Source organism: Streptomyces sp. NPDC057743, from assembly GCF_042798755.1.
Classification (GTDB): domain Bacteria; phylum Actinomycetota; class Actinomycetes; order Streptomycetales; family Streptomycetaceae; genus Streptomyces.
On record NZ_JBHVJX010000005.1, the window covers coordinates 251,781 to 271,593 of the forward strand.

The 19,813-nt window shown below is 71.3% G+C and carries 18 protein-coding genes and 1 tRNA gene; 10 read left to right on the forward strand and 9 right to left on the reverse strand.

The annotated features are described in order from the left end of the window. Nucleotides 1-16: 16 nt before the first annotated feature. The gene (locus ACFVFQ_RS07955) at nt 17-922 is read left to right on the forward strand and encodes a LysR family transcriptional regulator (RefSeq protein WP_383410615.1); all 906 of its coding nucleotides are present in this window, start codon (nt 17-19) and stop codon (nt 920-922) included. 42 nt (nt 923-964) lie between these two features. Here the strand turns inward: ACFVFQ_RS07955 and ACFVFQ_RS07960 are convergent, their stop codons facing one another. Together ACFVFQ_RS07960 and ACFVFQ_RS07965 are read right to left on the reverse strand one after the other, a co-directional pair. After that, nucleotides 965-1,543 (reverse strand): HAD-IA family hydrolase, encoded by a 579-nt coding sequence (locus ACFVFQ_RS07960; RefSeq protein WP_383410618.1) that lies wholly within the window; start codon nt 1,541-1,543, stop codon nt 965-967. Between the two features lie 60 nt (nt 1,544-1,603). After that, nucleotides 1,604-2,359, reverse strand: a complete 756-nt coding sequence (locus ACFVFQ_RS07965; protein WP_383410621.1) for a DeoR/GlpR family DNA-binding transcription regulator — start codon at nt 2,357-2,359, stop codon at nt 1,604-1,606. A 254-nt stretch (nt 2,360-2,613) separates the two neighbouring features. Here ACFVFQ_RS07965 and ACFVFQ_RS07970 point away from each other — a divergent pair, with 254 nt between their 5' ends. From ACFVFQ_RS07970 to ACFVFQ_RS07980, 3 genes are read left to right on the forward strand one after another with little or no spacing between them, the layout of a single operon-like run. Then, a complete protein-coding gene (locus ACFVFQ_RS07970; RefSeq protein ID WP_383410623.1) occupies nt 2,614-3,774 on the forward strand; it encodes an MFS transporter in 1,161 nt (386 codons plus the stop codon). A 55-nt stretch (nt 3,775-3,829) separates the two neighbouring features. Further along, a complete protein-coding gene (locus tag ACFVFQ_RS07975) occupies nt 3,830-4,534 on the forward strand; it encodes a DNA polymerase beta superfamily protein (RefSeq protein ID WP_383410626.1) in 705 nt (234 codons plus the stop codon). Further along, nucleotides 4,531-5,313, forward strand: coding sequence for a DNA polymerase beta superfamily protein (locus tag ACFVFQ_RS07980; RefSeq protein WP_383410628.1), 783 nt, complete (start codon nt 4,531-4,533; stop codon nt 5,311-5,313). Before ACFVFQ_RS07975 ends, ACFVFQ_RS07980 begins: the two co-directional genes overlap by 4 nt. 76 nt (nt 5,314-5,389) lie before the next feature. Here ACFVFQ_RS07980 and ACFVFQ_RS07985 read toward each other — a convergent pair whose 3' ends face one another. From ACFVFQ_RS07985 to ACFVFQ_RS07995, 3 genes are read right to left on the reverse strand one after another with little or no spacing between them, the layout of a single operon-like run. Next, nucleotides 5,390-8,323 (reverse strand): hypothetical protein, encoded by a 2,934-nt coding sequence (locus ACFVFQ_RS07985; protein WP_383410631.1) that lies wholly within the window; start codon nt 8,321-8,323, stop codon nt 5,390-5,392. Between the two features lie 2 nt (nt 8,324-8,325). Beyond that, the gene (locus tag ACFVFQ_RS07990) at nt 8,326-10,173 is read right to left on the reverse strand and encodes an HSP90 family protein (protein WP_383410634.1); all 1,848 of its coding nucleotides are present in this window, start codon (nt 10,171-10,173) and stop codon (nt 8,326-8,328) included. 57 nt (nt 10,174-10,230) lie between these two features. Then, nucleotides 10,231-11,214 carry a hypothetical protein gene (locus ACFVFQ_RS07995; RefSeq protein ID WP_383410637.1) on the reverse strand — a complete coding sequence of 328 codons (984 nt, stop codon included), beginning with the start codon at nt 11,212-11,214 and terminating at the stop codon, nt 10,231-10,233. Between the two features lie 475 nt (nt 11,215-11,689). On the opposite strand from ACFVFQ_RS07995, the gene ACFVFQ_RS08000 reads away from it, so the two are divergent. Beyond that, nucleotides 11,690-12,319, forward strand: coding sequence for a class I SAM-dependent methyltransferase (locus ACFVFQ_RS08000; protein WP_383410802.1), 630 nt, complete (start codon nt 11,690-11,692; stop codon nt 12,317-12,319). 276 nt (nt 12,320-12,595) lie between these two features. Then, nucleotides 12,596-13,228 (forward strand): class I SAM-dependent methyltransferase, encoded by a 633-nt coding sequence (locus tag ACFVFQ_RS08005; protein WP_383410640.1) that lies wholly within the window; start codon nt 12,596-12,598, stop codon nt 13,226-13,228. Nucleotides 13,229-13,412: 184 nt separating this feature from the next. Here the strand turns inward: ACFVFQ_RS08005 and ACFVFQ_RS08010 are convergent. After that, nucleotides 13,413-13,486 (reverse strand) — tRNA-Met (locus tag ACFVFQ_RS08010). Between the two features lie 325 nt (nt 13,487-13,811). Between ACFVFQ_RS08010 and ACFVFQ_RS08015 the strand changes: the two genes are divergently transcribed. Next, a complete protein-coding gene (locus tag ACFVFQ_RS08015; protein WP_383410644.1) occupies nt 13,812-15,308 on the forward strand; it encodes a hypothetical protein in 1,497 nt (498 codons plus the stop codon). Between the two features lie 112 nt (nt 15,309-15,420). Here ACFVFQ_RS08015 and ACFVFQ_RS08020 read toward each other — a convergent pair whose 3' ends face one another. Together ACFVFQ_RS08020 and ACFVFQ_RS08025 are read right to left on the reverse strand one after the other, a co-directional pair. Continuing rightward, nucleotides 15,421-15,579 (reverse strand): hypothetical protein, encoded by a 159-nt coding sequence (locus ACFVFQ_RS08020; protein WP_383410649.1) that lies wholly within the window; start codon nt 15,577-15,579, stop codon nt 15,421-15,423. Beyond that, on the reverse strand, nt 15,576-15,794 hold the full coding sequence (locus tag ACFVFQ_RS08025; protein WP_383410652.1) for a hypothetical protein: 219 nt from the start codon (nt 15,792-15,794) through the stop codon (nt 15,576-15,578). The genes ACFVFQ_RS08020 and ACFVFQ_RS08025 overlap by 4 nt, the downstream gene beginning before the upstream one ends. 103 nt (nt 15,795-15,897) lie before the next feature. On the opposite strand from ACFVFQ_RS08025, the gene ACFVFQ_RS08030 reads away from it, so the two are divergent. Further along, nucleotides 15,898-16,554 (forward strand): TetR/AcrR family transcriptional regulator, encoded by a 657-nt coding sequence (locus tag ACFVFQ_RS08030; RefSeq protein ID WP_383410654.1) that lies wholly within the window; start codon nt 15,898-15,900, stop codon nt 16,552-16,554. A gap of 150 nt (nt 16,555-16,704) precedes the next feature. Here the strand turns inward: ACFVFQ_RS08030 and ACFVFQ_RS08035 are convergent, their stop codons facing one another. After that, on the reverse strand, nt 16,705-17,493 hold the full coding sequence (locus ACFVFQ_RS08035) for a phosphotransferase (RefSeq protein WP_383410657.1): 789 nt from the start codon (nt 17,491-17,493) through the stop codon (nt 16,705-16,707). A gap of 141 nt (nt 17,494-17,634) precedes the next feature. Between ACFVFQ_RS08035 and ACFVFQ_RS08040 the strand changes: the two genes are divergently transcribed. Next, nucleotides 17,635-18,537, forward strand: a complete 903-nt coding sequence (locus ACFVFQ_RS08040) for a LysR family transcriptional regulator (RefSeq protein ID WP_383410660.1) — start codon at nt 17,635-17,637, stop codon at nt 18,535-18,537. Between the two features lie 114 nt (nt 18,538-18,651). After that, nucleotides 18,652-19,713 carry a tartrate dehydrogenase gene (locus ACFVFQ_RS08045; RefSeq protein ID WP_383410663.1) on the forward strand — a complete coding sequence of 354 codons (1,062 nt, stop codon included), beginning with the start codon at nt 18,652-18,654 and terminating at the stop codon, nt 19,711-19,713. Nucleotides 19,714-19,813 lie beyond the last annotated feature (100 nt).

Below are 19,813 nucleotides of genomic sequence, written 5' to 3' on the forward strand. Positions count from 1 at the left end.
CCTGAACAATGGCGGAATGGAAACGCGTCGACTGCATCTGCTGGTGGAGCTCTCCCGGCTGGGCTCGATGCGCGCGGTCGCCGAGGCCACCGGCACCACGACCTCCACCGTCTCCCAACAGCTCGCCGTGCTCGCGCGGGAAATGGGCACCGCCCTGATCGAACCGCACGGCCGCCGGGTCCGTCTCACCCCCGCCGGCCGCCGCCTGGCCGAGCACGCGGTGACGATCCTGGGCGCCGTCGAGGCCGCCCACCTCGACCTCGCCCCCGGCGCGGAACCCAACGGCACTCTCCGCATCGCCGGCTTCGCCAGCGCCATCCGCGCCCACCTGCTGCCCCTGGCCGCCGAACTGGCCCCCAGCCACCCGCGGTTGCACCTCCTCATCCGCGAGCACGAGCCGGCCGAGGCCCTGGAACTGCTGGCCGCGGACGAGGCGGACCTGGCGCTCACCTACGACTACAACCTCGCGCCGGCCACCCTCGACCCCGCGGTCCGCGCCACCGCGCTGTGGACCGCCCCTTGGGGCCTGGGCGTCCCCGACCATGCCGCCGAGGCCACCGCCGACGACGGGACGGCAGCCGAGGTCTTCGCCCGCTTCGCCACCCACGACTGGATCGTGAACTCCCGCAACACCGCGGACGACACCGCCATCCGCACGCTCGCCTCCATGGCCGGCTTCACCCCGCGCATCACCCACCGGGCCGACAACCTCGACCTCGTCCAGGGCATGATCACCGCGGGCCTCGGCGTGAGCCTGCTGCCGGCCGACATCACCACCGTCCCGGGCGTCCGCCTCGTCCCGTTGACCGCCCCCGAGGTGGTGCTACGCGCCCACGCGGTGGCCCGCCACGGGCGGTTGAACTGGCCGCCGCTGGCGCTGCTGATTGACCTGCTCAGCGAGCGGTCCGCGCGGGCGGTGTAAGGGTCTTCTGCGGGCGGCCTGGCCGCTGCCCAACAGTCCCCCTCACGCCCCTTCCGCCCCGCCGCCTCCCCCGTCCCCGTACGTACCGAGGCGGGCCCGCAACCCCTCCGGGGAGGTGAAGAGATGGCCGTGCATCCCGACTGCTTCGGCGGCCCGGACGTTCCCCTCGCGGTCGTCGACGAACAGGATGCGCTCCGACGGGGCTGACAGGGCGCGCCGGCACCAGTCGTAGGCGGCCGGTTCGGGCTTGGCGTGGCCGATCCGACAGGAGAAGGCGCGCACCTCGAAGTGGCCGAGCCAGGCATGCTGGGCTTCGTAGTAACGGGCCAGTTCCTCGGGGATGTTGGACAACAACCCGAGCCGCCGCCCGCCCGCCGCCAACTCCGCAACCAGGCCGACCATGGCGTCGTCCACGGCGCTCCAACTGCTGACATCGGCGGCGATCAGCTCGGCGACCCGCCGCTCGTCAAAGCGGGTGCCGAGGCGTTCGCCGAGCCGCCGCCAGTAACCGGGCCCGTCGACGTCACCGCGGTCGTAGGGCGCCCGCAACGCCCAGTAGGCGTCCCAGAATTCCGACCCGTCCACGCCGGCCAACCGCTCCAACTCACCCTTCCCACCCATCGATTGGTGGCAGGCAAGCACACCGAAGAGATCAAAGAGAACGATGTCTGGTGCCACCGCTCACACCGTCCTGACGGTCACGCCGGCCGCGGTCAGCCGCTCCGTCCGGTCGTCCGGGACGGCATCGGTGACGACGGCGTGCAGGGCATCGACCGGCGCGACATGGGCCAGGGCAGTACGGGACAGCTTGCCGGATTCCGCAACCGCGATGACGCGCCGGGCGCAGCCGATCGCGGTGCGCTTGACGGCGGCATCGTCCAAGTCGTAGGCGGTCAGGCCGTGTTCCGCCGTGAGCCCGCAGCAGCCGAGGACGGCGGTGTCGAAGCGCAGCGCGGTCAGCGAGGCTTCGGTCAACGGGCCGGTCAGCGCCAACTCCCCCGCCCGCGGCCGCCCGCCCGGCACCAGCAGGGTGAGCTGCGGGCCGTCCGCCAGGGCGTTGACCGCATGCAGCGACAAGGGCATGACCGTCAGCCGGCGGTGAGCCAACGCCCGAGCCACCTCCAGACACGTGGTCCCGCTGTCGAGGACCACCGACTCGCCGTCCGCGATCAGCCCGGCGACCTCGACGGCGATCCGCCGCTTGGCCTCCGCCCCCTCCTGTGCGCGCAGCGCGAACGGCGGTTCCTCGCCGCGCAGCAACAGACTCCTGGCCCCGCCGCGGTACCGCTCAAGGACGCCCTGCGCGGCCAACGCCTCCAAGTCACGGCGAATCGTCATCTCCGAGGCACCGGTCAACTCGGCGAGCTCCGCGACGCCGATGCTCCCCGCATCGCGTACGGCCTCGGTGATCCGCCTCAGTCGCGCTGTTCCAGACATGCCCACATTGAACAACCATCATGTTCGCAACGCAACTTTCGCACATGAACCATGTTCGATATGTTCGCCCCATGGACTCTCAGACACCACCGGAGACGCGACCGGGACCGGGCTCCGGAACGAGGACGGAATCCGGAGCGAGGACGGAACCCGGAGCGAGGGCGGACACGGGAGCACGACCGGGCGCGCCGTCACGTCGACTGCGGGCCGGACGGGCGGCCACCTTCGCCCACTTCGCCCTCAACGGCTTCCTGATGGGAATGTGGATCGTCCACATCCCCAGCGTCGAGCAGCGAGCGGGCATCAACCACACCGCGCTCGGCTGGCTCCTGTTACTGCTCGGCGCGGGGGCGTTCGTCGGCATGCAGCTCGTCGGCCCGCTCGCCGACCGCTTCGGCGCCCGCACCGTCGTACCACTCGGCGCGGCACTGTGCAGCATCACCCTGACCCTGCCCGGACTGGCCACCCACGCCTGGACGTTGGGGGCGGCACTGCTACTGCTCGGACTCGGCAACGGCTGCCTGGACGTCGGCATGAACGCCCATGCCGTCCAGGTCGAGCGCGGCTACCAACGACCCGTCATGTCCGCGTTCCACGCCACCTACTCCATCGGCGGCGTGCTGGCTTCACTGGTGGGCGCACGCACACTCGCCCTGGACTGGAGCCCGGCGGTGACACTGGCCGCAGTGGCCGCACTGGGCCTGCTCGTCGCCGCCCTGGCCGCACCGGCACTACTCCCGGCGACCGCCCCAGTCACCAGCCCGCAGCCCACCTCTTCCCTCAACTCGCGGTCCAGACCGCCGAGTTCCCCACCATCAGACGCCACCACGACCACCCCACACCCCCGAAGGACCACTCCACGCCACATCTGGATCCTGGCCACCCTCGCCCTGCTGATCATGCTGTGCGAGGGCGTCGCCAATGACTGGAGCGTGCTCCACCTCCGCACCGTCCTGGACGCGTCCCCGGCCACCGCCGCCCTCGCCTACGGGGCGTTCGCCACCGCGATGACCGTCGGTCGACTGTTGGCGGACCGGGTCGCCGCCCGCGTCGGCCCGGTGGCGGTACTCCGCTACGGCGCCGGCGCGGCCGCCGCCGGCCTGACCGTGGCGGCCCTCTCCCCCTGGATCCCGTCGGCCCTCACCGGCTGGGCGGTGTTCGGCGCCGGACTGTCCGGCTGCGTCCCCCAACTCTTCAGCGCCGCCGGCCACTTCGACCCCGACAACGCCGGCGCCAACGTCTCCCGGGTCGCCGGACTCGGCTACCTCGGCATGCTGGCCGGCCCCGCCGTCATCGGCCCACTCACCCACGCCGTACCACTCAACCTCGCCCTCCTGCTGCCTGTCGCACTCTGCCTGATCGCGGCAACCGCGTCCGGAATCCTGCGCCGCCACCCCCGGTCCCGGTCTCGTTGACTGGGCATCAAGAAACCCTTTGGCCATTCGCGGCACACCTTACGAAAATAGCCGCATGTCAGAGGCGCAGCAGCACTTGGTGGAGCAGCACACGATCCTGTCGGTGGTGGTCGGATCGCGCGCGTTCGGGCTTGCCACGGCAACCTCGGACGTCGATCGCCGCGGCGTCTACGTCGCGCCCACCGCCGACTTCTGGCGCATGACCAAACCACCTACCCACCTGGAAGGCCCGCTGCCCGAGCAGTTCAGCTGGGAGGTGGAGCGGTTCTGCGAACTCGCGCTCGCCAACAACCCCAACGTCCTCGAAGTCCTGCACAGCCCGCTCGTCGAACGGCACACCGCGCTCGGCGCCGAACTGCGGGGCCTCGCCCCCGCGTTCCTCTCCCGCAAGGCACACACCACGTTCGCGCAGTACGCCAACGCCCAGTTCACCAAGGCGAAGAACCGCCGGGAGCGCGGGGCCGAGCCGCGCTGGAAGCACCTCATGCACATGCTCCGCCTCATGATCAGCGGTGCCTTGCTGCTGGAGAGCGGCGCCATGTACCTCGACGCCGGCCCGTACCGCGAACGCCTGTTGGCCGTACGCCGCGGCGAACTGTCCTGGGACGAGGTCTGCGCCTGGCGCGACGAGCTGACCGCACGCCTGGACCAGGCACTGGCGACGAGCCCGCTCCCCGAACACCCCGACACCACCCACGTGGAGAACTGGCTGATCTCGGTCCGCCGTCGCTCCCTGCCGCACGAAAGCACCCCCGCATGACCACGCACAGCATCACCGACCTGCCGGACCTGACGCACATCGTCGCCGAACAGCCAGACCCCCTGCTGTTCGCCACGGTCTCGGGCGCCCACCTCTACGGCTTCCCGTCCCGCGACTCGGACGTTGACTTGCGCGGCGTCCACGTGCTGCCCCTGCACGACGTCCTGGGGCTGACGCCCGCGCAGGAGACCCGGTCCCGCATGTGGGACGCCGCCGGCCTGGAGATGGACCTGGTCACCCACGACCTGGCCAAGTTCGCCAGGCTCCTGCTCCGCCCCAACGGCTACGTCCTGGAGCAACTCCTCTCCCCGCTCGTGGTGCACACCACCCCCGAGCACGCCGCCCTCGTCGACCTCGCCCCCCGTCTCCTGACGGCGCATCACGTCCGGCACTACCGCGGTTTCGCCAAGACACAGTGGCGCCTGTTCGAGAGGACCGGCGAACTCAAGCCCCTGCTCTACACGTTCCGCGTGCTTCTCACGGGCATTCACCTGTTGCGCTCCCACGAAGTCCAGGCGGACCTGCCGACGTTGCTGGACAACGTGCCGGCACCGGACTACGTCGGAGACCTCATCACGGCAAAGGCCGCAGCCGAACACGGCCACCTCGCCACGCTCGACGGCGCCCCCGCACACCAGCACATCACGACCGACATCGAGGCCCTCCACGCGACGCTGACCGAGGCCGAACAGTCAACCACGCTCCCCACAGCCACCGATGCCACCCCCGACCTGAACGATCTGCTGATCCAGACCCGCCTGCGGACGGCCGACCTCTGACGACCGGCCGATGTCTGACGACTGCCAGGCAGCCTAGGGGGTGTCGCCCCGCCCCCCGGCCACCTTCACCGCGGTATCAGTTTTCGTCGCGCAGTGTCGCGGCGAGGGAAAGCAGCGGCTCGGCGTCCTCGGTATGGCCAAGGGCCGTGAGGCGGGAGGCTGCTGCGTCGAGGCGGGTGCGGGCGGGGTCGGGGCGTTCCAGGTAGATGCCCTCGATGGCGCCCGCTAGGCGGACGCACTCGGCCCACTCCTCGGCGTGGTCCTGTTCCGGTCCCGGCTCGCCGAGCAAGGTGAGGGCCTTCTCCAGGGCGGCCAGGGCGTCTTCGAACGCGCCGGCGTAGGCGTTGACCCGTCCGTGCTCGTAGGCCAGGGCCGTGTCCAGGGAGCGGCCGCGGGCCTGGTATCCGGCAGCGCGGGCCTCGTCCGCGATCCGGCCGGCGTCGGCGAGGAAGGCACGGGCGTCGGGCAGGCCGTCGGCGCCCTGCTGCTGGGCCTGGAGGCGGGCGAGTTCGCGCAGGCAGTTGCTGAGCAGCTCGTAGCGCGGGGCCTGGGCGTGGGTGGCGAGCGCCTGGTCTACGGCCTTGCGGGCCTGGGCGTACTCCCCGGACTCGCCGAGGAGCACGGCGGTCTCCGCGGCGATCATGGCGTGGCTTCCCGGGTCGTCGTCCCAGTCGGCCGACTGGGCCGCGAGGGCGACGAACTCCGTCGTGGCGGCCTTGAGGTCCTCTCCCGCGTGCAGCGCGCGGGCGCGCGTCAGGCGCAGTTGGGCGACGAGCCGGTCGTCCAACTCTCCGGCGGTCACGTCCGGTTCGGCCAGCAGGGAGTCGAGCAGGGCGATGCAGTCCTCGACGCGCCCGAGGTCGAGGCCGAGTTGGGCCGCGTTGCTGTAGGTGCAGTACGCGTCCGTCCGGTTGCCGTGGCGGAGTTCCAGCTCTGCGGAGCGGGTCAGGTGACGCAGTGCCTCCTCGGGGCGCCCCAGGTGCATGCATGCCTCCGCCAGATCACCGTGGAGGCGGGCGGTGTTGACCGCGCCGGCCGGCCAGTCGGCGGCCAGACGCAGGGCTTCGGTCAGGTCCGCGTGCGCGACCTGCGCGGCCTGGAGGCCGAGCTGGAGTCGGCCGCGCAGGCCGAGCGCGCGGGGCAGGTGCCAGGCGGGGCCGTGCGCCTTCAACCGGTCGAGGAGAGCGTCGATTTCGGTGACCGCGGCAGCCAGGTCGCCGGAGACCGCGTAGGTGCTGGCCCGCAGCACCTGTGCGCCGGAGATCTGCCCGGCGACGTCGTGTTGGGTGGCGAAGGCGTGCAGCAGGTCCACCTCGGCGAGGGCCGGCGCGATGTGCTCCTGGTCTCCCGAGGTCTGCAGACGCAGGCAGAGCGCGGTGGCCCGCAGCCGCAGCAGGCGGGCCTCCTGGTGTGAGGCGAGTGCGGACGCCTCCTGGTGCAGGCGGACCATGGCGGTGTGGGCGTCGGTCAGCGCGGCGACCTTCGCCTCCGCCCCGTCCCCACCCGGGGTGGGAATCTCGGCGGTGGCCAGCACGGCACAGGCCCGGGCGAGCGTCGCGTCACCCGGCGCTCCGGCTGCGTCGTACAGGTTCGCGGCCTCCTCGTTCAGGGCTGCCGCGGCGGCGAACTCGTCCTTCTCGCCGGCCTGGTTCGCCTCGTCGGCCAGCAGGTCCGCGCGCAGTCGGATGAGCGGCCCCACGGCCGGGTCGTCGGGGTGGGTGTAGTCGTGGGCGGCGACGAGCGTGCGCAGTCGCGCCCAGCACGCGTCGGCGTCCGGGTGCCCCTGCTCGTCCAACGCCCGGGCCCGCAGGATGAGTTCGGGCAGAGTGTCGGGGACGGTGGCGGCGGTGGGAGCGGGGGGCATGGCGACCGGGGCGGCCATGGCCACGTCGTCCAGGGTGCGGCTGCGCAGGGTCAGTTCCAGCGCAGCCAGGAGCGGGGCGCGGTCGAGGCGGGTGCTGCGGCGGTCGGCCTGGGCCGTGGTTCCGTTGCGGGTGTCGAAGCGCGCGGCGAGGTCGTCGGCGCGGCGGTGCACCTCGGCGCGCAGCTCGGCCACCGTCCAGGTGCGGCCGGTGAACCCGGCGGCGGGCAGGTCGCCGTGGCCCAACTGCTCGACGCGCTGGAGCAGCACCTCCACGCCGGTGAGGAAGTCGAGCAGGTCCAGCGGCGAGTCGACGTCGTCGAACAAGTTCCGGTTCTCGGCGAGCAGTTCCAGGCCGCGCGGCTCGTTGCCGGTCAGCGCGCAGAACTCCAGGTGCCTGCCGACCTCCCCGGACATCGAGGGGTTGCGGCGGCAGGCGCGGTAGCCGGCGAGGTGCAGTTCGCGGGCCCGCTCGGGGTGGCCGGTGCGCAGCAGGGGCAACAGTGCGTACGAGAGGGAGCGGGCCGGCTCCTCCTTGCAGGATTCCTGCCCGGACAGGACCGGCTCCCAGGTGCGCAACGCCCGTTCGTCGTCGCCCGCCCTGAGGTGGTACAGGGCACGCTCGCAGATCTCGCATGCCTCGCAGTCGCTGAGCTGGGTGCGGGTGCGGCCCGCCCACAGTTCGTAGGCCAGGGTGGTGTCCTCGCCGGTGTGGGCGGCGAGTTGATACGCCTGCCCGTAGTAGGGCTGGAGGCCGAGGCCGGCCTGCTCGTACCGGTCGCGCATCTCGCTCAGCCACTGGTGCAGGCTGGCCAGCGGTATCTCGGGCAGCGCACGCAGGGCGTTGGCCACCCACTTGAAGCGCCAGAACAGCGTGTGGCGCAGGCGCTCGTCGAACACCTCGGGCTGCTCGTCGAAGAGGGTGAGCAGGCGGGCGAAGACGACGGGCGACTTCCGGGGTTCGGAGCCGTAGGTGTACGCCTCCTGGAGTTCGAGGAGCGCGTGGACGAGGGGGACGGGCTCCGCGAAGCGCTCGGCGGCGTCGACGAGTTCCTCGGCGGTGACGGTACGGGCCCGGCCGTAGGGACGCCGGTCGTTCTCCTGGAGCGCGCGGTAGAGCTCGTCGGTGGTCTGGGGTGCGGTCGGCATCGTCAGCGGTCCTTGCGCAGGGCGTGGGCGAGAAGGTCGAGGAAGGAGCGGTTGATGAGGCTCGATTCGGCGGGCCTGAGCGGGCGCCGGGACAGCAGTGCGGCCTGCCCGTAGAGGGCTTCGGCGCTGGTGCGGGCAAGCTCGGGCTCGTCGATGGCGAGGGCGGTGCGCACCAGCGGATTGAGCTGATTAAGGATCAACTGGGCGCGCGGGGCCTCCTGTTGAAGTGCGCCGAGGATGTCTCCCCACAGGCCGCCCTGTTGCTCGCGGGCGAGCTGGGAGCGGGTGCGCTCGTGCCGGGCCTCTCGGCTGTCGACGAGGAGGGCGGGGGCGGAGGCGGGTTGGAAGGTGCGCAGCGCCACGTCGCAGTCGAAGGCCGCGAGGGCGTCGCGGGCCTGTGCGAGGTAGGACGCGGCGGCCAGTTCCGTCTCCCGGTCGACGGGGTCGAGGTGGGCGGTGAGGGTGGCCGGGTCGAGGTCGGCGACGCTGACCTCGGGCCTGATCTCGGGCAGCCGGTGGACCAGTTCACGGTCGTAGGTGTAGCCGCCGTTGACGACGCCGAGGCCGGCGGCCGAGGCGATCGCCGCGACCTGCCGGAACTCCTCCACACTCGACGTCACGAGCACGGTGCGGTGGGTGCGGGCGAACTCGTCGAGGGCGGTGTGGCCGTCAGTGGTCTCGAACGGCAGCCAGGGCAGCAGCATCCGCAGGATGTCGTCGTCGTGCACCGCGAGGGACTTCACGGCCAGGTGGTGAACCTGGAGGAAGCGGCCGAGCAGCTCCGGGTCGCTGGCGGCGGTCCGCGCGATCCACCCGCGCAGCCGCTCGGCGAGGGCGTCGCGGACGGCCGCGAGGGTGTCGTCCTCGTACAGCGACTCGCGGGACGCCGTCGGGCGCAGGCTCTCGGCGTCAATGACGCACCGCACGAAGAACGCCCAGTCGGGCAGGATCTCCTCGGCCTGCTCGGACAGCAGCATGCCCTTGACGTGCACGCGGTGGCCGTGCCGACGCCCGGCCGGCACCGCCTCGGGCAGCACGCACGCGATGCCCTTCAGGCCCACGGCCGGCAGGTCCAGCTCGATGGTGTCCAGCGGCGTGAATCCGAAGACTTCCGCGCCGTACTCGGCCAGCGCGCGGGAGCGGGCTCCCGGCGTGCGGTGGGTGTGTGCCCAGGGCGCGGGCTCGGGGTTCACCACCGTGCCTGGGCCGCCCGTGCCGTCGGTGAAGGACACCGGGTGGCGCAGCAGGGAACCGAAGTGCCGGGCCAGTGCGTGCACTTGGGCCGGTCGGGTCCACTCTCCGGCGTCGGCGCGCGGCGTGAGCGTGACGGTCGTACCGGGCCGGGGGTGGGCGGAGGCCGGCAGGGTGCGGACGCGGTAGCTGCCGTCGCCGTGTCCCCGCCACTCCACGGCGGGGGCGTCGGGCGTGCGGGCGGAGCGGCTCAGGACGCGGATCTCGTCCGCGACCAGGAAGCAGGAGAGCAGGCCGATGCCGAACTGGCCGATGAAGTCGCCGCGTTGCTCGGCGATCCCCTCGGCGCGCTTGCTGCTGCGGCCGATCGTGGCGAGGAAGGCGTGCACGTCGGCCTCGGTGAGTCCCACGCCGTCGTCCTCGACGCGCACCACCGAACCGTCCGCGTACAGGCGGATGCCGAGGGCGTCGGCGGGTGCGTCCGTGGCGAGGGCGTGCCGGGCGGTCAGCGCGTCCACCGCGTTCTGCAGCAGTTCGCGCAGGTAGACGCGGGGGCTGGAGTAGAGGTGGTGGGAGAGGAGGTCGACGAGGCCGCGCAGGTCCACCTGGAAGGTGCGGTCGGCGCCGGTGGCGTTGGTGGCAGTGTGGGGCAGAGTCATCGGGCGGTCCGGAGAGAGGGGAAACGGGTTGGCGGACGAAGCGGGGCCGGCGTGCGCTCAGGCGCGGCGGTGGAGGCGGGCGAACTGCTTCTCGGGCTCCGCGAAGTAGCTCCAGGGCCAGCTGGTGTAGGCGCCGTCGAGCGCCCCGAAGACCCGCCGGACCGTGTGCCGCTCACCGGCCAACGACAAGGCCATGGCGAACATGTGGAAGTCGTGCTGCCAGCCCGGGCGGTACGCGTAGGCGGGGTGCAGGATGCTGTGGTCGGCCGCGGCCCGCAACTCGGCCTGGATGACGGCGGTTTGGAGGCAGTCCCCCTGGTCCGACTCGACCCAGTCCTCGATGTGCGCCATGGCGAGCACACAGCCCAGGCGATGCCCTTGGGGGGCGTGGGCCAGTGCGCCGCGGGCGAACGCCAGGGCCTGGCCGGGCTCCCCGCCCCAACGGGGCTGCAACTGCGACACCCACTCAAGGTGGGCTTCCACATTCAGCGGGTCGCGACGCAGGGCGGCGTGGAGCCGGGCCTCGTTGACGACGGGGGCCAGCGACGCGCCACGACCGGAGGTCAGGAGATGGCTCCACGGCGTGACCCATTCCGGCCGCAACTCGGCGGCTTCGAGCAACTGCTCCTCGGCGATGCTGAGCCGCTGGTGAAACACCCGCCACTGTTCCTGCGTGACGTTCTTGGCAAGCTCGGCGGTACGCGCCTCCCAGCCCCAGCTGATGTGGCGCGTCCCGGATATCAGCAGCGCCGCCGCCCGGTGTTCCCCGTCCTCCTCGACGGCCCGGCCGATCCAGTCCTGCACGCCGTCCACGTCGGCCAACTGCCCGAGGACCCGGTCGTCACGGCCGAGGTCGAAGGGGGCCAGCGCTGCCTTGACCGCCTCCCAGTCACCCGCCGCGGCGGCCTCCACCAGCGCAAGCACCCGCGCGTCCCCGAGTGCGCGCAGCGGGTAGATCCCGTTCTGCCTCCGTGGGACCGGAAGGGCGTGCGGATTCGCCGACGGCCTCTCCGCACCCCTGCCGAACAACTTGCCAAACATGCCGCGCAACTCTCCTGTTCCCCCGTGACTGTTCCCCGTGGCTGTCCCCCGTGATCTCCTGACGCAGCATAAGTGGCCCCACTGACACCGCTTCCACAGGTTTTCACCGCTGAAGCAGCATATCGGTCGCAGTCGACACTTCTCCCCCCAGGCCCCACCCAACCAATCGACAGCCCCTACAACCCTGACTTTCCCCCGCCATCCGGAAGATTTCGCTCAACAAACCCGGGACGACTGACGGGGATTGACACCCTCCTATCCCGTCCATCCCGTCCATCCCGTCTATCTTGCCTATTCGGCCGTTGCCTGGCCGGGGTAGCGCTGCTCCTCGCACTCGATCGGATCGAGCCGCCCCAGTCGAAACCGCAAGCCCGTCCCGTCCTCCGCAACGGCTGACGGCATGGAACAGCTCCCGCAGGGAGCGGTACGGGGGCGGAGGAGCTGCGAGCGTGCGCGGATGCTAGCTTCCTTGCCCGTGATGGAGCACCAGGACGAGACCGGGGCGGCCTACGACGGGGTCGTCGAGCTGTATGCGTCGTTGTTCGCCAACCGGTTGGAGACGCAGCCGTTCTCGCGGAACATGATCGGGACCTTCGCCGAGTTGGTGCGTGCGACGGAGAACCCGCGGGCCGTCGACGTCGGGTGCGGACCCGGACATCTGACGGCCATGTTGCACGAACTGGGGCTGGACGCCTGCGGGTTCGACGTCTCTCCGGGCATGGTCGAGCATGCCCGGCAGGCCCATCCGACGCTGCGGTTTGACGAGGCGCGGATGGAGTCCCTGCCGGTCGAGGACGGCGCGGTCGGCGGCGTGCTGGCCCACTACTCGATGATCCACACGCCGCCTGCGGAACTGCCCGCGCTGCTCGCCGAGCAGGTGCGGGTCCTGGCAACGGGCGGCTTGCTCCTGGTCTCGTTCTTCGCGACCGACGGACCGGAGCCGGTCCGCTTCGACCACAAGGTGACGCCCGCCTATAGCTGGCCCGTGGACCAGTTCGCCGACTTGCTGGCCGGGGCCGGCCTCGTTCCGTTCGCCCGCCTGGTCCACGACCCGGCCTCCGAGCGGGGCTTCCTCGACGCGCACCTGCTGGCCCGCCTCCCCTAGAGCGTGTGGATCGTGCCTGTGGTCTTTGACGGCGTAGTGGTGGAGGTCGTCCTCTCGGCGGGAACTCCCCGACAGGCGCCGTGATCTGACCGTTGGGGAGCGCCGTCGAGCAGGTATCGCGGTGAAATCCGCTCGACCTGCTCGACCCGGTGACGGGATCATGGACAGATGCCGCCGAGTCACCCAGCCCCCTCTCGCCCAGCACCCTCGCGTTCCAGCGGAGCGCTTGGAGACATCGGCCTGAGACGTTGCGGTGACGAGGGAAACGAGAACCCCTTGCGAGAGACTTCACCGAACTCGACCAGTGGGAGCGAGCCGCTGGTCGACCCGGCTGCCGAGTCCGTCGCGGTCTACAGCGACCACGCCGACGACTACGCGGTCAACCACGCCCCCAAGATGGCCGATCGGGTTGCGCAGTTCGCCAACTCGCTGCCGACGCCCGCACGCATCCTGGACGCCGGATGCGGCCCCGGCCGCGACCTCGCGCGGTTCACCGCCCACGGTCACCGCGCCCGGGGCGTCGACCTCAACCCGGTGTTCGTCGCCATGGCCAACGCCCATGCGCCCACCTCACAGTGCGACCTTCGTGAGGTCGGGTCCCAGTTCCCGGCCGGGACGTTCGACGGCATCTGGGCCTGCGCGTCGCTGGTGCATCTGCGCGAGTCCGAAACCATCGATGTGCTCGGCCAGTTCGCCGAGCTGCTGCGCCCCGGCGGCAAGCTGTACGCGTGCCTCAAGTCCGTCGGCCACACCGGCTGGCTCGACGAACCCGACGGGCGCCGCTGGTACACGGTCTGGGACGCCGGGGCGTTCGCCGATGCCGTTGCCGGGGCCGGGTTCGAGGTCAACCATGTGAGTGCGGGCGCATTTGTCGAGATCTGGGGCACTCGCCTCTTCAGCAGCCAATAGTTGACGCCTATCTGTGAGCGACCGCGCCGAGGTGTCCCCGCTCCTCTTCGTCCTGCTCTGCCCATGTGGCAGCTTGCCCCTCGGAGGGAGAGCGTTGCGCGCCGTTGCTCACGTGGCCGGATTTCCCAGGCTCCCGCAGCGGGAAACAGGGAAGGCCCGGTGGATACCGGGCCTTCCCTTTCAGTAGCGGGGACAGGATTTGAACCTGCGACCTCTGGGTTATGAGCCCAGCGAGCTACCGAGCTGCTCCACCCCGCGACGGCAGGATTAACTGTACGTCACTTGCCCGGATCGGCCCAATCGGCTGTTCGCTGTCTCACCGGCTCGCCGGCGGTGATTCACGGACGAGCGAGGTGATGCCTGGGCGGCTTCCCTCCAACCCGCCCTGGTCTGCGGCTACTTGCTGAGGTTGGGGGCCCGTACTGGCCGGTCGTACGACCGTAGCGCGCCGGCTAGCGGATCGCGGCTCGTCGCTGGTTCACGGCGATTTCATCGGCCGCTCCCAGCATGGGGATGGACGTCTCTCGCCCAAAGCCGTGGCCGCGGCTGCCCGGCGTGCTGCGGAAGGAGAAAGGAGCGGGCCATGGATGACTACGTCAAGCGCCTACCCCTGGGAGCCTTGCCCGAGGGGGGCGTGGCGTCCTGGTCCGTCGCCGACGCCGAGCGCTGGAGGAAGGCTCGCGTCCCGGCGGTCTTCGCCCCGGTCGCGGGCAGTTGGGTCCTCGTCGTCCTGGTCGCCGTCTCCTACGTTCTGACGTCCGGGTTCGCGGCCTCGCGTTGGAGCGGTGGCGGGTCCACGTCCGGCGGCACCGACTGGTGTGGCTATCCCGCCATGGTCCTGCTGGTCGCGCTGCCGTTGTGGTACCGGTATCTGCCGGTGCCGACCGTGCCGGCGGCGGTCGTGGTCGCGGTGGACGCGGCGGTGTCCGTGGCGTCGCCCAACGCCGGCGACCAACTGGACAGAAGCGGATACGTCCTGGCTCTGGCCGCCTCCGCCTGGGCGTTGGTCGGTGCGTGCCTGCGGCTTCGGGCCCGCCGCAAGCAGCGGGCGCTCGCACTCGCCGCGGCCGGCCCACGCCGTCTCGAACTCCCGGACCGGACGCCCGAGACGGACGACTACCGCGGCTACCCGCAGTTCTACCTCGGGCTCGTCCTCTGTCTCATCGCCGGCGCCCTCCTCGCCGACGGACTCGTGGAGAGCCTGACGGCACCGGACCACGCACCCGCGTACAACGCCGTCGGGCAACAGGTCGCCGCCCTGCTGTTCCTCGTTGCCGGCACCACTGTGTACGGGCGCGGCCACGTCGCGTTCCGAGCGGCGCGCCGCCTACAAGAGGAGCCCCAGCCGGCCCTGTTGGTGGGCGTACGGATCGCGCCGGACGGCCACCACTGGCTGTATCCGGATGCCCACACCACCTCGGGGCGGCCCCTGATCGCGTACTTCCCCAAGGACCGGGACGCCGACAGCACGGCGCGCCTCTTGGGCACGAGCTCCACCTACCAAGTCAGCGACGGGCACTACGACATCGACCCGCACAGCGAACCCTTCGAGGCGGTCCTGTACGGCGCGCCCTGGGAGGGAGCCGAGGTCGCCCTGGAGTACGCCGTCATCGAACGCAGTGCATACCAGGCGTCGGAGCACACGTATGCGGGTGTCATGGTCGCCCCGCTGCTGCCGCGACGCTGCCACGGCCTCGACCCGTGGGAACCGGCCGACGGCGCAGCGCGGGACGCCGCCCGGCGCGAAGAGATCCGCAAGGAGGAGCAGAAGAGGCGCAAGTGGGACGAGGAGCGGGCCACGCGTCTGGAGGAGCGGGCACGGCGTCTGCACGAGCAGCAACGGGCCTATTCGGCGCGGCGAAGGAGCTGGGGCCGTAGCGGCGGGGCGAACGGTCGGTCGTATGGCAAGACCAACAGTTGGGGCGGCGGGGGCGGCGGCTGCGGAAGCGGCCATGGCTGCGGGGGATACAGCTGCGGAGGCGGCCATGGCGGAGGCGGACATGGCGGCGGCCATGGCGGCGGAGGGCACAGTTGCGGAGGCGGCCATGGTTGCGGAGGGCACGGCTGCGGAGGCCAATGAGCGCGAAGACCTTGCGTGGAGACCTTGCATGGAAACCTCGCGTGGCGATGGCACGCGGCGGCGCCCCTTGGCTCCACCGCGCCGCGTCCCTACCGCTCCACCCCCAACCGCCTCAGTCCCGTCGGTCCCGCGGGCGGCCGGCCCACCGCCAGATCACCGCCATTCCCAACGCGACCACGCCCAGGGCCGCCACCACGATGACGATCTTGATGGCGCGGTCGATCAGCAGGTGATGCAGGAGCTCGGACGACCCCATCGCCAGGCCGCTCACCGCCGGCCGTCCCAACGTCGCGTCCGGGAGTCCCGGGACCTGCCGCCGTCCTCGAACCGCCGGGCGGCGGCCCGGAGTCCGGCCCGCACCATAGGGTCGGCGTACCGGCGGGCGTCCTCCAGCTTCCCCTTGCGCCTGAGCACCACCGCAACCGCGAAGATCAGCAGCGCGAGCACCACCACTCCGCCCGCGATCAGGCCGAACCTGATCAGCATGAAATTGAGGTACCTCTCCACGGAAAAGCCTCCACCCGTTCTGTCACACCTGTGATATTTCCCTGGCAACCCCGTTGTATCACAGGCGTGATAGAAAGGCTCCATGCCCAAGCACGTGGATCCGGAAGCCCGCCGCCGCCTCGTGGTCGACGCACTGTTCCGCGTCGTCGTCCGCGACGGCCTCCAGCGCACCTCGCTGCGGGCGGTCGCCGCCGAGGCGGGCCTCAACATCGGCTCCCTGCGCCACTACTTCGCCAGTCAGCACGACCTGATGCACTTCGCGATGCAGTCGATGCTCGACCGGGTCACCGACCGCCTGCTCGCACACGTCGAGCGGATCGGCGACCTGAGCGGCCATCCCCGCGGGGTTCAACTTCGGCTCGCCACCGACCTGTTGGCCGAGCTTCTACCGCTCGACGAGCGCCGCCGCGCCGAGGTCGCCGTCTTCATGGACTTCAACGCCGCCGCCCGCAGCAACCCGGCGATCCGCGACCTGTCGCGCAAGACCGCGGAGGCCACCAGGCGCCTGGTGCGCGGCGTACTCACCCGGCTCGACGCGGCGGGCGCCCTGCACCCCGACCTCGACCTCGCCCTGGAAACCGAGCGCCTGACCACGCTCCTGGACGGACTGGCCTTCAGCGCAGTCCTCCACCCCGAGGTCCTCGCGCCACCAACGTGCGTGGAAATTCTGGCCAGGCATCTCGATGACCTGTCGTCGCCGGAGGAAACGGCGTCGCCCTCGGAGACCGCGACACGGTAAACCCGAGCGAGCCCCGTTGAGCGAGCAGCGGTTGGCGGTTGACGGCAACGAGCCGATGCAACAAGGTAGTTGCGGCCCGAAGAGGCGCCGCCCACCAACGGTTACCGTCACGCGGTGGCGAACCGACCGGCGGCGGCGACCGCCGACGCGTCAGGTCCCGTCGTCCAGTCGGTCGAGAATCCCGTCCACTCCGCCCCGGACGATCTCCGCATCGTCGAGGTCAAGACCGTGGGTGACCTCGTGCCAGGGGCCCAACTGGTGCCAGACCAGGGCGCGTTGGCGAAGTTGCGGGCTGGCGGCGTAGGCGGTGGCCAGCGCGTCGGCGAACGCGGGCGGGGTGCCGTTCAGCGCCCAGGCAAGGTCGATGGCGGGGTCACCGATGTGGACGTCGCCGAAGTCGATGACGCCGGTGAGTTCGCCGTCACGGGTCAGGATGTGCTCCGGCCCGAGGTCGCCGTGGACGAGGGTGTGGGCCGGCAGCGCCGCCACCTCGGCAAGGAGGGCGGCCGCCGACTCCCGCCGCTCAGCGGGGAGCAGGGGCAGCACGCGGGAGTCGAACTCCGCGACCATGGCTGTGCGTTGTTCGCGTACCCGTTCCGCGGGCGGTGTACCGCGGCGCACTGCCTCCGCGGGATCGGCCGCATGCAGGGCGCACAGGAAGCCGCCCAGGCGGCGGGCCTGTGCGACATCCGGCGTCGTGAGGGCCTCGCCTGGGACCAGTTCGTGCCGCACGAGCAGCGGCTCCGTGCAGGTGACGGTCGGGGCCGGAACGGGGAGCGGCAGTTGCGGGGCCAGCCACGGCAGCAGGCGCACCTCGGTGTGCAGTTGCCTGGCGACCTCCGGCCTGCGCGGGCGACGCTCCACCCAACGGCCCTCGACCAGTCGCGCCTCGCTGTCCCAACCCTCGGAGAACGAAGTCAACGAAGGCAACGAAGTCATGGTTGCCACCGTAGATCACGCGCGCCTGGGCTCACCTTCGGTTTTCTCTCCTGCATCGCGCAACCCACGGGCGACGTGCCGGTTGCGTGTCTGCCGGTACCGACACCCGTCCGCCTCCCCCACCACGTCAGAATGCGCCCTATGGACATCCGACAGCTGGAGAGCTTCCTCGCCATCGTCGACCACGGCGGCTTCCACCGAGCGGCGTCCGCGCTGTACGTGTCCCAGCCGTCGCTGTCCCAGGCGATCCGGGGGCTGGAACGCGACCTGGGCGGCGAACTGTTCCATCGGATCGGCCGGCGGGCGGTGCTCACCGAGGCCGGGCAGGCGCTGATCGAGCCGGCCCGGGCGGCCGTCCGCAGCCTGGCGACGGCCCGGGCGAGCGTGGCGGCCGTGCAGGAACTGCGCACCGGGCGGCTGGACGTGGCGTCGATGCCGTCGCAGGCGGTGGAGCCGTTGACGACGGTGGTGCGCGCCTTCGGCGAACGCCATCCCGGGGTGTGCGTGGCGATCAGGGCCGCCTTCACCGCCGAGGAGGTGGTGGAGCGGGTGCGCACCGGGGCGGCCGAGGTGGGGCTGCTGGCCGTGTCGGGCCCGCTGCCGGACCGGGACGTGGCCGTGCATCCCCTCGGCGAGCAGCGCTTCGTGGTGGTAGCGCCGGGCGGTTCCGACGGTCCGTTTGCCGGTCAATCCGCCATCAGCAGCGAGGAGTTGGCGGGCCAGCGGCTGATCGTCGGCCAGCGGGGCACCGGCATGCGGGCGTATGTGGACGGCCTGCGCGAGCGCGGCATCGAGTTGGTCGTCGCCGCCGAGACCGAACACCGGGTGTCCGTGCTGCCCCTGGTGCTCGCCGGTGTGGGCGTGGCCGTACTGGCGGAGTCCTGGCGCGGCCTGGCCGAGCGCGCCGGAGCCCGGGTGCTGGACATCGAACCGCGCACCGCCCTGCGCATCGGCCTGATCAGCCGCCGCGGCGTCCTGTCCCCGGCCGCCGCGGCGTTCGTCCACACCGCGCTGGAGGCCAATCCGCCGGCGGTTGATGGCTGATGGCGGATGACTGATGTCCGCTACCTGTTTCCGCTACCTGATAACCCAGGCCAATCAGCCAGATCAGCATCATGTCTTGGACGCCCCGCGCCCCGGCTTGTTGGAATCGACCGCATGACCACGACCCACCGCATCGCCCTGATTCCCGGCGACGGCATCGGCGCCGAAGTGCTTCCCCCGGCGCGTCGCGTGCTTGACGCCGTCGCCCGTCGGCACGGCATCGACCTGGCCTACACCTCGTACGACGACTGGTCCTGCGCTCGGTATGTGCGGGAGGGAGCGATGATGCCCGAGGACGGTCTCGACCGGCTGCGCGGGGCGGACGCGATCCTGCTCGGCGCGGTCGGCCACCCGGACGTGCCGGACCACGTCTCGCTGTGGGGGCTGCTGATCCCGATCCGCCGTGCCTTCCGGCAGTACGTCAATCTGCGGCCGGTGCGGGTCTTCGAGGGGATCGAGAGTCCGGTGCGGGGTGCGGTCCCCGGTGCGGTCGATCTCGTCGTGGTGCGCGAGAACACCGAGGGCGAGTACAGCGAGATCGGCGGGCGCCTCAACCGCGGCCTTCCCGAGGAACTGGCCGTGCAGGAGGCGGTGTTCACCCGGGCCGGGGTGACGCGTGTCGTCGACTACGCCTTCAGGCTGGCGGCCGGCCGCGGCGGTCGGCTCACCTCCGCAACCAAGTCCAACGGCATCGTGCACACCCTCCCCTTCTGGGACGAACTGGTCGCCGAACGGGCCGCCGGCCACCCGCAGGTCCCCTGGAACCAGGAACACATCGACGCCCTCGCGGCCAAACTCGTCCTCGCCCCGGACCGCTACGACGTGATCGTCGCCTCCAACCTCTTCGGGGACATCCTCAGCGATCTGGCGGCCGCCGTGGCCGGCTCCATCGGGATCGCCCCGGCCGCCAACCTCAACCCGGAGCGGGAGTTCCCCTCGATGTTCGAGCCGGTGCACGGCTCCGCGCCAGACATCGCGGGCCGGGGCATCGCCAACCCGTTGGGCGCGATCTGGTCGGCCGCACTGATGCTGGACCACCTGGGCCACCCCCAGGCGGCCCACGACATCACCGACGCCATCGCCTCCCTCCTGGCCACGACGGACATCCGCACGCCCGACCTGGGTGGCACCTCCTCCACCGAACAGTTCACCGAGGCGCTCCTGAGTCACCTCTGAACGCCCTTGCGGGCACGGCCTGTTGGGACTGATCCCACCTCGCCCGCTGGAGGTACCGGGAACGGGCCCGGATCCAAGAGGTGGGACCCGGTCGTGGCCC